A 13,126-nucleotide genomic window follows, 5' to 3' on the forward strand; every position below is an offset into this window, starting at 1 on the left:
GTTCGGCGCCCCGGTTACAGGGCGCGCCGCATCGCGCGGTGGGGGATCCCGGCGTCGGGGAACTCGGGCCCGTACACCTCGTACCCCAGCCGCTCGTAGAAACCCAGGGCGTGGGTCTGCGCGTGCAGGTCCACCGCGGTGAGTCCCCGCGCGCGTGCCGCGTCCTCGACGGCCCGCACCAGGGCGGCCCCGACGCCCAGCCCTCGGGCGTGCGCGGTCACCGCGAGCCGGCCCAGGGAGCCGACGGCCGGGTCTCCGTCGCCGTTCTTCGCCGCGGCGGCCGCGCCGTGCAGCAGCCGGCCGGTGCCCAGCGGTACGCCGTCCTCCCGGATCGCCAGGACGTGCACGGCGTCGGCGTCGTGGGCGTCGTACTCGATGTCCTCGGGGACCTTCTGCTCGCCGACGAAGACCTCCTTGCGCACGGCGAAGCACGCCTCCCGGTCGTCGAGGTCCTCGGCGAGCCGCACCTCGTACGAGGGCGTCCGGGCCGGGGCGCTCATCCGTAAGTCTCCTCGCGGACCAGGTCCAGGGCCTGCTGGAGGTCCTCGGGGTAGTCGCTGGCGTACTCGACCCACTGGCCGTCGCCGGGGTGCTCGAAACCGAGCCGTACGGCGTGCAGCCACTGGCGGGTCAGGCGCAGCCGCTTGGCGAGCGTGGGGTCGGCGCCGTAGGTCAGGTCGCCGACGCAGGGGTGCCGGTGGGCGGCCATGTGGACGCGGATCTGGTGGGTGCGGCCAGTCTCCAGCTTCACGTCGAGCAGGGAGGCGGCGCGGAAGGCCTCGATGAGGTCGTAGTGCGTGACGGAGGGCTTGCCCTCGGCGGTGACGGCCCACTTGTAGTCGTGCTGGGGGTGGCGGCCGATGGGGGCGTCGATGGTGCCGCTGGTCGGGTCGGGGTGGCCCTGCACGAGCGCGTGGTAGCGCTTGTCGACCGTGCGCTCCTTGAACTGGCGCTTGAGCGAGGTGTACGCGCGCTCCGACTTGGCCACCGCCATCAGGCCGGAGGTGCCGACGTCGAGGCGGTGCACGATGCCCTGCCGCTCGGCGGCACCGGACGTGGAGACGCGGTACCCGGCGGCGGCCAGTCCGCCGATGACGGTCGGGCCGCTCCAGCCCGGGGACGGATGGGCGGCGACGCCGACCGGCTTGACAATCACGATCACGTCGTCGTCGTCGTGCACGATCTCCATGCCCTCGACGGGCTCGGCGATCACCTGCACGGGCGCGGGCGCCTGCGGCATCTCCACCTCGAGCCAGGCGCCGCCGTGGACGCGCTCGGACTTGCCGACCACCGATCCGTCGACCTGGACCTTGCCCGCCGCGGCGAGCTCCGCGGCCTTGGTACGGGAGAAGCCGAACATGCGGGAGATGGCGGCGTCGACACGCTCGCCCTCCAGGCCGTCGGGCACGGGCAGGGTACGGATCTCGGGAATCGTGCTCACCCGTCGAGTATGCCGGACGGACCGGACACTCCCGAACACGCGCTCAGTCCTCGCGGCCGGTCAGTGCTCGCGGACGGTCAGGACGCGTCGACGGTCAGTCCTTGTGGACGGTCCCGTCCGGGTCCAGGCCCCGGAAGGAGAGGATCACGATCAGGATGCCGCCGCAGACGATCGCCGAGTCGGCGAGGTTGAAGACGGCGAAGTGCTTGGGCGCGATGAAGTCCACGACCGCGCCCTGGAAGACGCCGGGCGCGCGGAAGATCCGGTCGGTGAGGTTGCCGAGGGCGCCGCCGAGCAGCATGCCGAGCGCGATCGCCCACGGCAGGCTGTAGAGCTTGCGCGCGAGGCGGGCGATCACGACGATCACGGACGCCGCGATCACCGTGAAGATCACGGTGAAGGCCTCACCGATGCCGAAGGCCGCGCCCGCGTTGCGGATCGCCACGAACCGCAGCCAGTCCCCGACGATCTCGATGGGCTCCTGGTGCTCCAGCTCGGCGACCACGATCATCTTGCTGACCAGGTCGAGGAGGTACGCGAACGCGGCCACCGCGAACAGCACGGCGATCCGCCGCTTGCCCCGGGGGCGCTCCGGGGGCTGCTCCTGCTCGGCGTCGGGCCGCTCCTGTCCGTCCCCGGCCGCGTCCGGGGTGTCCGGCGTACCGATGATGCGCTCCGCCTCTGCCACGTGAGTCCCTCAACCTAGGTACCTGACTGAGGACGAGGGTACGGCACGTCCCGCGTCCCGTACGTGCTCAGGACGCGTACGGGGGGCGGACGGCGGCGGACAGCGGCCTGCCTCGGCGGATCAGTACCGGCGCTCCTGCTTCTGCTTGCACTCGACGCACAGGGTGGCCCTCGGGAAGGCCTGCATGCGCGCCTTGCCGATGGGGTTGCCGCAGTTCTCGCACAGGCCGTAGGTGCCCGTGTCCAGGCGTTCCAGGGCGCGCTCGGTCTGGGTGAGCACCTCGCGCGCGGTGGCGGCCAGCGCCAGTTCGTGCTCGCGCGTGATGTTCTTGCTGCCGGTGTCGGCCTCGTCGTCGCCCGCGCCGTCCCCGGAGTCCCGCATCATGCCCTGCAGCGACCGCTCGGAGGCGTCGATCTCGGAGCGCAGCCGGTCGGACTCGGACTGCAGCTCCCCGCGCGCCTCGTCGACCTCCTGCGGGGTCCAGGGTTCCTCTCCGGGGCGTACCGCGAGGTCACCGGGGTCCGCGGCGCCGCGGGCCTTGGGAACGGCGGACTTGGCCGCCGTGGCCGTGCCAGGAGTCTTCTTCGCAACCACCGTCGTGGCTCCCGTCTGCTCCGCGGCCTCGGCCGCGCCCGCCTTCTTGGCCGTGCTCTTCTTCGCCGTGCTCTTCTTGGCCGCGGTCTTCCTCGCCGGGCCCTTCTGCTTCGCCGCGGTCTTCTCTGCCGCGTCCTCCGCCGTCGTTCCTGCCGTACCCTCAGCCGCGTTGTCTGCCGCTTCCTCTGCCGTGTCCCTCTCCGCAGTGCTCTCCTCCGCGGCGGCCTGCTTCGCCGGGGCCTTCCTCGCCGCGGACTTCTTCGCAGTCGTCTCCGACTGCTGTACGGCGGTCTTCTTCCCCACCATGGCCGCGGCCCCTTCACATCTTGCGATCTTGCGCGCGAATCGTGCTGGGACGATAAATCGACTCGGGTCCCGCGGCAACGGGGCACGCCGCCCGAATCGCCCGCCCACCGTGCGCCGCGCGGCGAGCATGCATGCGTTGTGCCCAGCTCCCCGCCCGGTAATCCGCCGGGATTCCTCCCTCCCGGGCCGCCCCGGGGCCGTACGCCCGCGACGGCATTCGGGTCACGCCCAGCCGTACGAAGGCCACGGAGCACCCCCGCTCGCCGCGGTGCCGAAAACCGGTCGGCCGCTGTCCGCGCGGCGCCGTACACTGGGCGCAGCGAAAGGCGTGGATGGGGACGAGTAGCGGCGTGAGCGGCCCAGAGCGACCCGGGGACGGTGTGAGCCCGGGGGCGAGCGCGACGTGAAGATCACCCCGGAGCCGCCGGAGGAAAGCCGTGACAAGACGGTCACGGCGAGTAGAACCGGCTCGCGACCCCAATGAGGGGGCTCACCGGCGCACACGAAGCACCGGAGAGCCAAGGAGGGTGGTACCGCGGGAGCACAACTCTCGTCCCTCCGACGGAAGGCAGCACGTCCGCCGGAGGAAGCTCGTTGAATACGCAGCCGCAGTACCGCCAGGTGCCCGCCCAGGTCGACCTGCCCGCGCTCGAACACGCGGTGCTCGACTTCTGGCGTGAGCAGAAGATCTTCGCCAAGAGCCTGGAGCAGTCCGAGGGCCGCCCCGAGTGGGTGTTCTACGAGGGCCCGCCCACCGCCAACGGCATGCCGGGCGCCCATCACATCGAGGCCCGCGTCTTCAAGGACGTCTTTCCCCGCTTCCGCACCATGCGCGGGTACCACGTGGGCCGCAAGGCCGGCTGGGACTGCCACGGTCTGCCGGTCGAGCTGGCGGTGGAGAAGGAGCTCGGCTTCTCCGGCAAGCAGGACATCGAGGCGTACGGCATCGCCGAGTTCAACGCCAAGTGCCGCGAGTCGGTGACCCGCCACACCGACGCCTTCGAAGAGCTCACCACCCGCATGGGCTACTGGGCCGACCTCCAGGACCCGTACCGCACGATGGACCCGGAGTACATCGAGTCCGTCTGGTGGTCGCTGAAGGAGATCTTCGGCAAGGGCCTGCTGGTCCAGGACCACCGCGTCGCCCCGTGGTGCCCCCGCTGCGGCACCGGCCTGTCCGACCACGAGCTGGCGCAGGGCTACGAGACGGTCGTCGACCCGTCCGTCTACGTCCGCCTCCCGCTGACCTCCGGCCCGCTGGCCGGCGAGGCCGCGCTGCTGATCTGGACGACCACGCCCTGGACCCTGGTCTCCAACACCGCGGTCGCCGCGCACCCCGAGGTCACCTACGTCGTCGCGACGAACGGCGAGGAGAAGCTCGTCGTCGCCGAGCCGCTGGTCGGCAAGGCCCTCGGCGAGGGCTGGGAGACCACCGGCCGGTCCTTCACCGGCGCCGAGATGGAGCGCTGGAGGTACCAGCGGCCGTTCGAGCTGGTGGAGTTCCCGAGCGCCGGCGAGGGAACCGACGGGCACAGCCCCGAGCCCGCCCACTACGTGGTGAACGCCGACTACGTCACCACCGAGGACGGCACGGGCCTGGTCCACCAGTCCCCCGCCTTCGGTGAGGACGACCTCAAGGTCTGCCGCTCCTACGGCCTGCCGGTGGTCAACCCGGTCCGCCCGGACGGCACCTTCGAGGAGGACGTCCCGCTGGTCGGCGGCGTCTTCTTCAAGAAGGCCGACGAGAAGCTGACGGAGGACCTGGACACCCGGGGCCTGCTCTTCAGGCACATCCCGTACGAGCACAGCTACCCGCACTGCTGGCGCTGCCACACCGCGCTGCTGTACTACGCGCAGCCGTCCTGGTACATCCGCACCACCGCCGTCAAGGACCGTCTCCTCGAGGAGAACGAGAAGACCAACTGGTTCCCGGACTCGGTCAAGCACGGCCGGTACGGCGACTGGCTGGACAACAACATCGACTGGGCGCTCTCCCGCAACCGCTACTGGGGCACCCCGCTGCCCATCTGGCGCTGCGAGGACGACCATCTCACGGTCGCGGGCTCCCGGGCCGAACTGACCGAGCTGACCGGCACCGACCAGTCCGCCCTGGACCCGCACCGCCCGTACATCGACGAGGTCACCTTCGCCTGCCCGCAGGACGGGTGCGGCAAGACGGCCACGCGCGTGCCGGAGGTCATCGACGCCTGGTACGACTCGGGTTCGATGCCGTTCGCGCAGTGGGGCTACCCGCACAAGAACAGGGAACTGTTCGAGTCCCGCTACCCGGCGCAGTTCATCTCCGAGGCCATCGACCAGACCCGCGGCTGGTTCTACACGCTGATGGCGGTCGGCACCCTGGTCTTCGACAAGTCGAGTTACGAGAACGTCGTCTGCCTCGGCCACATCCTGGCCGAGGACGGCCGCAAGATGTCCAAGCACCTGGGCAACACCCTGGACCCGGTCCCGCTGATGGACCGGCACGGCGCGGACGCGGTCCGCTGGTTCATGGCGGCCGGCGGCTCCCCGTGGGCGGCCCGCCGCGTCGGCCACGGCACCATCCAGGAGGTCGTCCGCAAGACGCTCCTCACCTACTGGAACACGGTCGCCTTCCAGGCCCTGTACGCCCGCACCACGGGCTGGTCGCCGAGCGAGGCCGATCCGGCCCCCGCCGACCGCCCGGTCCTGGACCGCTGGCTGCTCTCCGAACTGCACGCGCTGACCGACCAGGTCACGCAGGCACTGGACGCCTACGACACCCAGCGCGCCGGCAAGCTGCTGTCCGCGTTCGTCGACGACCTGTCGAACTGGTACGTACGCCGCTCCCGTCGCCGCTTCTGGCAGGGCGACAAGGCGGCGCTGCGCACGCTGCACGAGGTCGTCGAGACGGTCACCAGGCTCATGGCCCCGCTGACCCCGTTCATCACCGAGCGGGTCTGGCAGGACCTGGTCGTCCCGGTCACCCCGGGCGCCCCCGAGTCCGTGCACCTGTCCACCTGGCCGGAGGCGGACCTGCCGGCGATCGACCCGGAGCTGTCGAAGCAGATGGTCCTGGTCCGCCGCCTGGTCGAACTGGGCCGCGCCACGCGCGCGGAGTCGGGCGTCAAGACCCGGCAGCCGCTGAGGCGCGCGCTGATCGCGGTGGCGGGCTTCGAGACGCTCTCCCCCGAGCTGCACTCGCAGATCACGGAGGAGCTGAACGTCGAGTCCCTCGCGTCACTGAGCGAGGTCGGCGGCTCCCTCGTCGACACGACGGCGAAGGCCAACTTCCGCGCGCTGGGCAAGCGGTTCGGCAAGCGCGTCCAGGACGTCGCCAAGGCCGTCGCGGACGCGGACGCGGCGGCGCTCTCCCTCGCCCTGCGCGAGGGCACGGCGTCGGTGGAGGTCGACGGTGAGACGGTCACCCTCGCTCCCGACGAGGTGATCATCACGGAGACGCCGCGCGAGGGCTGGTCGGTCGCCTCCGACTCGGGCGCCACCGTCGCCCTGGACCTGGAGATCACCGAGGAGCTCCGCCTGGCGGGCCTCGCCCGGGACGCGATCCGCCTGATCCAGGAGGCCCGCAAGAACAGCGGGCTCGACGTGGCCGACCGGATCGCGCTGCGGTGGACGGCCACGGACCCGGCGACGATCGCCGCCCTGACCGGCCACTCCGGCCTGATCTCCGACGAGGTCCTCGCGACGGACTTCGCCCAGGGCGAGGCGGACGACGCGTACGGCGCCCCGTTCACGGACGAGGGGCTGTCCCTGACGTTCCGTCTGCGCAAGCGATAACCGGCCGCGAAAGGCCCGGTCCCCGCGGGGGGCCGGGCCTTTCGTCATACCGGCACGGCCCGCGCCCGCCCGGACCGGCACACCGGCCCCGCGCGCGACAAAAGGGCGGGCCCCGGGTCAGAAACCCGGGGCCCGCCCTGAACGCTGCCGGCTGCTACGCCGTACTACTGTTCGTCAACCCGTCAGTTGTCGTCCTCGTCGATCAGGAACCCACGCATCGGCGAAGGCGCCTGCCCCATCGGCGACGGCCCCTGCGGCCGTACCGGAGCCATCGGCTGGGTCATCGCGGGCGACATCTGCTGCTGACCGCCGTAGGACGGACCGTTCTGGCTCGGCCCGTTGCCCATCGACTGGTTGCCGCCGCCGTACGACGGGGCACTCGCGCCGGCCGGTGCCATGGAAGGCGCCGGGGACGGCGGCAGAGAGGCCGTCGCGGGCGTACGCGGCGGGGCGAGCGAGTCGTCCGCCTGGGTCTCCAGCTGACGCAGCTGCGACTCCAGATACGACTTCAGCCGCGTCCGGTACTCGCGCTCGAAGCCGCGCAGGTCCTCGACCTTGCGCTCCAGCGTGGCGCGGGCGGACTCCAGGGAGCCCATCGCGACGCGGTGCTTCTCCTGCGCGTCCCGCTCCAGGGCGTCCGCCTTGGCACGGGCGTCCCGCTCAAGACCCTCGGCACGCGAACGCGCCTCGCCGACGATCTTGTTGGCCTCGGACCGGGCCTCGGCGATCGCCTGGTCGGCGGTCTGCTGGGCCAGCGAGAGGACACGCGCGGCGCTGTCGCCGCCGGGGCCGCCCTGACCGGGCATGCCGGGGCCACCAGGACCGCCGTGACCCTGCGGGCCGCCCATGGGGCCACCCATCGGACCGGGACCCATCTGGCCCTGCATCGGGCCGGGGCCGCCCTGGCCCATCGGCCCCGGACCCTGGCCCATCGGGCCGGGACCCTGCGGGCCGCCCTGTCCGCCGGGGCCGGCGGGCAGCTGCGGGGCGCCGCTCGGCAGCTGGGGCGGACCACCCATGGGGCCACCCATCTGCTGCTGCGGCGGGCCCGATATGCCGGCGGGCACCGGAGCGCCGGGACCTCGCATGCCCTGCTGCGGCATACCCCCCTGCTGAGGGTGCTGCTGCTGGTGCTGCTGTTGCTGGTGCTGCTGCTGTTGTTGCTGCTGGTCCTGCGGCGGTTCCGGGGGCTTGCGCATGTTCTGCTGGTTCTGCGCAGCCGCGCGCGTCGCCGCGGCCAGCTTGGCCCGCAGGTCCTCGTTCTCGCGGAGCAGGCGGGTCAGTTCGGCTTCGACTTCATCGAGGAAGGCATCGACCTCGTCCTCGTCATAGCCTTCTCGGAGGCGGACGGTCGTGAACTGCTTGTTCCGCACGTCCTCGGGGGTCAACGGCATCTCTTCACCTCAACGTTGTCGTCGGCATTCGGCAAGCCCGTATCTCTGTCATCGCTCACAGCTGGCTCACGATCGAGATCAGGATGTAGACGATGATCATCAGTACGAAGAAGGACAGGTCGAGCGCCACGCCCCCGAGACGCAGCGGCGGGATGAACCGCCGCAGAAGCTTCAACGGTGGATCGGTGACAGTGTAGGTGGCCTCCAGAACGACCACCATCGCCTTGCCGGGTTGCCACGAGCGGGCGAACTGGAACACGTAGTCCATGACCAACCGGAAGATGAGCACGATGAGGAAGCACATCAGCGCGATGTAGACGACATCCAGGACCACGCTCATGACCTGTGCTTCCCTCTCCCCTGAACCATCTCTCGGACCCGTTCTCGGATCCGCGTTCTTGCTCTGTACCGGTGGTGCGTCTCAGCTCTGGTTGAAGAACCCGCCCTCTGCGATGCGGGCCTTGTCCTCCGCCGTGACATCGACGTTAGCAGGAGACAGCAGGAACACCTTCTGCGTCACCCGCTCGATACTGCCGTGAAGACCAAACACCAAACCGGCCGCAAAGTCGACAAGTCGCTTCGCATCTGTGTCATCCATCTCAGTCAGATTCATGATCACCGGCGTGGCCTCACGGAAGTGTTCCCCGATGGTACGGGCCTCGTTGTAGGTCCGGGGGTGAAGCGTGGTGATCCGGTAGGGCTCTCGTTCGGACACGACCTTGGGCATGATGACCGGTGCGCTCTTTTCCAGGCTCGCGCGTTCTTGTGTGATGGATGCCACGGGCGCGATACGCGCCGGGCGGCCCGATTCCGCCGCGAGCGAAGTGGCACGTGGCACCGGCTCGCGTTGCGCGGGCGGTTGTACGACTCGTACCTCTTCGTCCCTTAGGGGCTGATGTGACACGTGCGGCTGGTGCGCCGGTTCGTGCCGCCGGTGGTCCCGCTCGGGCTCCGGGTCCAGTTCCGGTTCGAAGTCGTCATCGGGGTCGAACCCCCGGCCGTCGTACCCATCGTCCTCCACGAGGCCGAGGTAGACCGCCATCTTGCGCATCGCGCCGGCCATGCTCTGAGTCCTCCGCTCTGTGGTGGATCGGCTGACGACTGCCAAATGCCCGCGATCCACGAGGTCGTTGCGTCCGCCTTTCGGCGGTAATGACCATATTTTCTGCTGTGGTCCGACTTCTTGGCGACGTTACCCGAGCCCGGGGCGGACTCCGAGTACCGCACTGCCGACGCGCACATGTGTCGCTCCGGCGGCCACGGCCTGCTCGAGGTCCGCACTCATCCCTGCGGAGACCATGTTCGCAGCCGGATGGGTTCGGCGCACGTAGGTCGACAAATCCATGAGGCGCTCGAAGGCGGCCTGTTGGCGTCCCGCGTATGCGCCGGTGAGCGGGGCGACGGTCATCAGTCCGTCGAGCCGCAGCCCCTCCGATCCGGCGACGAGGTCGGCCAACTCTTCGATTCCCGCGGGCGAGACACCACCGCGCTCGCCGCGCCCGCCCTCCCCCGCGTCGAGCGCGACCTGGAGCAGGCAGCCCACCTCGCGCCCGGCCCGCGCGGCCTCCTTGGACAGGGCCGTGACGAGCCTGGCCCGGTCGATGGACTGCACGACGTCCGCGTAGCCGACCACGGACCGCACCTTGTTGGTCTGCAACTGACCGACGAAATGCCACGAAAGCGGCAGATCCGAGCATGCGGCGGCCTTGGGGGCCGCGTCCTGGTCGCGGTTCTCGGCGACATGGCGCACACCCAGTCCCGAGAGAATGCGCACATCGTCCGCCGGGTAGGTCTTGGTGACCACGATCAGGGTCACCTCGTCGCGGCGACGGCCCGCGGCCTCGCACGCGGCGGCGATGCGCTCTTCCACTCTCGCCAGATTCGCGGCGAGTTCCTGCTTACGGTCCGTCATGCCCCATCAGTCCAGCCAGACATAGCCCGCGAGCCGCCCGGTGGTGCGGTCGCGTCGGTACGAGAAGTGGTCCTTCGACTCCAGGGTGCACACCGGCGACCGCGCCCGGTCGCGCACCCCGAGGCGTTCGAGCTGCGCGTGCACGCCGGCGCTCACATCGACCGCCGGTGTGCCCCAACCGGTCTCGGCGTACGCCTCCGGTACGGCGCCGGCGACCTCGGCCCGCATCCGCTCCGGCACCTCGTAGCACCGTCCGCACACGGCGGGTCCGGTCCGGGCGACGATCCGGGCGGGGTCCGCGCCGAGTTCGGCCATGGCCCGTACCGCGGCGGGGACGACCCCGGCGACCAGGCCCGGCCGGCCCGCGTGGGCCGCGGCGGCGACGCCGGCGACGGGGTCCGCCAGCAGGACGGGCACGCAGTCGGCGGTGAGGACGGCGAGGGGGAGACCGCGTTCGGCGGTGACGACCGCGTCGACCCGGGGAACCGGGCCGTCGCCCCAGGGCCCGTCGACGACGGCGACGTCGGCGCCGTGCACCTGGTTCATCCAGACCACCCGGGCCGGGTCGGCGCCCAGCGACTTCGCCGCCAGTTCCCGGTTGGCCGTCACGGCGCCGGGGTCGTCGCCGACCGCGCCGCCGAGGTTGAGCTCCTCGTACGGAACGGCGCTCACTCCGCCCCACCGGTCGGTGAAGCCGAAGTGCGCGCCGTTCACGGTGTCGCGCTGTCCTATCACTTCAGGAAGTCCGGCACGTCCAGTTCCTCGGCGGCGCTGTCCGAGTAGGTCCGGGACGGCGGGACCGGCGGCGCGGAGACCGGCGGCAGGTCGCTCACCGGCTCCGGCGCGGGGGCCGGCTCCGGGTCCTCCTTCGGCTTGACGCTGCCGAGCGACCCGAAGGACGGACGGCTCTCGGTCTGCCGCACCGGGGTGGGCTCCTCGCGCTTGGCCGAGGAGGAGCCGAGGACGTTGTCCCGCTTGGACGGCGGCTGGCCCCCGTCGAAGCCGGCCGCGATCACGGTGACCCGGACCTCGTCGCCCAGGGCGTCGTCGATGACCGCGCCGAAGATGATGTTGGCCTCGGGGTGTGCGGCCTCACTGACCAGCTGGGCGGCCTCGTTGATCTCGAACAGGCCGAGGTCGGAGCCGCCGGAGATGGAGAGCAGCACGCCCCGGGCGCCGTCGATGGACGCTTCGAGCAGCGGCGAGGAGATCGCCATCTCGGCGGCGGCCACCGCGCGGTCGTCGCCGCGGGCCGAGCCGATGCCCATGAGGGCCGAGCCGGCCTCGGACATGACCGACTTCACGTCGGCGAAGTCCAGGTTGATCAGGCCCGGCGTGGTGATGAGGTCGGTGATGCCCTGCACACCGGACAGCAGCACCTGGTCCGCGGACTTGAACGCGTCGAGCACGCTCACCTGTCGGTCCGAGATGGACAGCAGTCGGTCGTTGGGGATGACGATGAGGGTGTCGACCTCTTCGCGGAGTTCCGCGATGCCGTCCTCGGCCTGGTTGGCGCGGCGCCGCCCCTCGAAGGTGAACGGGCGCGTGACCACGCCGATGGTGAGGGCGCCCAGTGAGCGGGCGATGTTGGCCACGACGGGTGCACCGCCGGTGCCGGTGCCGCCGCCTTCTCCGGCCGTCACGAAGACCATGTCGGCCCCCTTGAGGACCTCCTCGATCTCCTCGCGGTGGTCCTCGGCGGCCTTGCGGCCGACGGCCGGGTTGGCTCCGGCGCCGAGTCCGCGGGTGAGTTCGCGGCCGACGTCGAGCTTGACGTCGGCGTCGCTCATCAACAGAGCTTGCGCGTCGGTGTTGATGGCGATGAACTCGACGCCCTTGAGACCGACCTCGATCATCCGGTTGATGGCATTGACACCACCGCCGCCGACACCGATGACTTTGATGACTGCGAGGTAGTTCTGCGGTGCTGCCACGTCGAAGGCCTCTCGCCTCGAGTTACGTGTCGTCGATCCGCCGGAGCACTGCTGCCCCGCGACCCGACGACTGATGCCGAATGGGACGGTCCGTAGTGCCGACCCGAACCCTAACGCTGAAGTTTAGGGTTACCAGTGTGTCTGTTCCTTGGAGTCTTCTGAACAGGACACTAAGTCGACAAGTGGCGCACGTTCAACGAACACGCCGAACCTCCCGTTTTTCTTTTCACCCTATGTGATCAGCCGTAGCGCTGCCCAACCAGGGTGCTGGCCTGCACGTATACCCGTCAACTCCCGGATGACGCCGGGGCAGTGGGGACACTCACGTCGAAGTGCCGCGCGTCCGGCGACGCTTTCACCAGCGCGGTGAGTACGCGCGCTTTCCGTACGCCCCGTTCACCGCTCCCCCACGCCACGGTCCTCTCGCCGCTCAACTCCAGCGAGATGTCGTCGTAGGAACGGACCTTGACGACCCGTGTGTCCTTGGCGACCGCGTCCGGGAGGTGGCCGGCCACCCGGACCGCCTCCCGCACCAGGCGGTCCTCGTCGAAGCGCCGCAGACTCGCCGCCGCCGTCCCGGACCGGGCGAGCTCCAATTCCAGCGTGGGAACGTTTTTCGGCGCCCGGGAAACCGTGGCGAAACGGACGCCTTCATCGTCCACTTCCACGAAGTTTCGGCCCTTTTGAACAATCAGAACCGGAGTACGTTCCGTCACTTTCAGGTCGATTCCGTGCGGCCAGGAACGTTCCACGACGACCTCGTCGACGCGGGGCAGTTCCTGTCGCAGCCGCGCCTCGACCACCTCGGTGTCGACGGAGACCAACGGGTCGCCCTCGGGCACGTCGGCCGCCTCGCGCACCTGCGCGGCCGTCAGAACGCGAGTCCCGGAGACGGACACGCGTTCCACCCGTGTCCAGTTCGAGCCGTAGAGCAGCCAGAGGGTCGCGCCCGTGACGAGCACGAGAGCCCCGGCCAGGATGATGATCGTACGAAGACGGGGTCGGCCGAACCGCCACGCACGGGGCGGGCCGGACGACTTCCGCTGGCGTTCACCGCGCTCGGCAGTGGTCGGTCCGGCCACG

General features: G+C 70.5%; 12 protein-coding genes. 1 reads left to right on the forward strand and 11 read right to left on the reverse strand.

Annotated elements, in window-relative coordinates:
• Positions 1-14 precede the first annotated feature (14 nt).
• From ACH4NX_RS08005 to ACH4NX_RS08020, 4 genes are all read right to left on the reverse strand, one after another.
• Positions 15-500, reverse strand: coding sequence for a GNAT family N-acetyltransferase (locus ACH4NX_RS08005; protein ID WP_351392132.1), 486 nt, complete (start codon positions 498-500; stop codon positions 15-17).
• Positions 497-1,441, reverse strand: a complete 945-nt coding sequence (locus tag ACH4NX_RS08010) for an RluA family pseudouridine synthase (protein ID WP_351392135.1) — start codon at positions 1,439-1,441, stop codon at positions 497-499. Before ACH4NX_RS08010 ends, ACH4NX_RS08005 begins: the two co-directional genes overlap by 4 nt.
• A gap of 94 nt (positions 1,442-1,535) precedes the next feature.
• A complete protein-coding gene (gene lspA / locus ACH4NX_RS08015; RefSeq protein ID WP_398127725.1) occupies positions 1,536-2,129 on the reverse strand; it encodes a signal peptidase II in 594 nt (197 codons plus the stop codon).
• A 120-nt stretch (positions 2,130-2,249) separates the two neighbouring features.
• Complete coding sequence (locus ACH4NX_RS08020; protein ID WP_351392141.1) at positions 2,250-3,029, reverse strand: TraR/DksA C4-type zinc finger protein; 780 nt, start codon at positions 3,027-3,029, stop codon at positions 2,250-2,252.
• A 594-nt stretch (positions 3,030-3,623) separates the two neighbouring features.
• Between ACH4NX_RS08020 and ileS the strand changes: the two genes are divergently transcribed.
• Entirely contained in the window at positions 3,624-6,803 is a 3,180-nt protein-coding gene (ileS, locus tag ACH4NX_RS08025; protein WP_351392144.1) for an isoleucine--tRNA ligase, read from the forward strand.
• Positions 6,804-6,985: 182 nt separating this feature from the next.
• Here the strand turns inward: ileS and divIVA are convergent, their stop codons facing one another.
• The 7 genes from divIVA to ftsQ all read right to left on the reverse strand — a co-directional run bounded on the left by divIVA (position 6,986) and on the right by ftsQ (position 13,125).
• On the reverse strand, positions 6,986-8,197 hold the full coding sequence (gene divIVA, locus ACH4NX_RS08030) for an apical growth/hyphal branching protein DivIVA (RefSeq protein WP_398127726.1): 1,212 nt from the start codon (positions 8,195-8,197) through the stop codon (positions 6,986-6,988).
• 55 nt (positions 8,198-8,252) lie between these two features.
• Complete coding sequence (locus ACH4NX_RS08035) at positions 8,253-8,537, reverse strand: YggT family protein (RefSeq protein WP_003976737.1); 285 nt, start codon at positions 8,535-8,537, stop codon at positions 8,253-8,255.
• Between the two features lie 81 nt (positions 8,538-8,618).
• Complete coding sequence (locus tag ACH4NX_RS08040; RefSeq protein ID WP_279563271.1) at positions 8,619-9,260, reverse strand: cell division protein SepF; 642 nt, start codon at positions 9,258-9,260, stop codon at positions 8,619-8,621.
• A 129-nt stretch (positions 9,261-9,389) separates the two neighbouring features.
• Positions 9,390-10,109 (reverse strand): YggS family pyridoxal phosphate-dependent enzyme, encoded by a 720-nt coding sequence (locus tag ACH4NX_RS08045; protein ID WP_351392152.1) that lies wholly within the window; start codon positions 10,107-10,109, stop codon positions 9,390-9,392.
• A 6-nt stretch (positions 10,110-10,115) separates the two neighbouring features.
• A complete protein-coding gene (gene pgeF, locus ACH4NX_RS08050) occupies positions 10,116-10,844 on the reverse strand; it encodes a peptidoglycan editing factor PgeF (RefSeq protein WP_351392155.1) in 729 nt (242 codons plus the stop codon).
• Positions 10,841-12,043, reverse strand: a complete 1,203-nt coding sequence (ftsZ, locus tag ACH4NX_RS08055; RefSeq protein WP_351392157.1) for a cell division protein FtsZ — start codon at positions 12,041-12,043, stop codon at positions 10,841-10,843. Before ftsZ ends, pgeF begins: the two co-directional genes overlap by 4 nt.
• Before the next feature lie 287 nt (positions 12,044-12,330).
• Entirely contained in the window at positions 12,331-13,125 is a 795-nt protein-coding gene (ftsQ, locus tag ACH4NX_RS08060; protein WP_351392160.1) for a cell division protein FtsQ, read from the reverse strand.
• Position 13,126 lies beyond the last annotated feature (1 nt).

It is taken from the genome of Streptomyces sp. NPDC017225 (assembly GCF_044331465.1).
GTDB lineage: Bacteria > Actinomycetota > Actinomycetes > Streptomycetales > Streptomycetaceae > Streptomyces.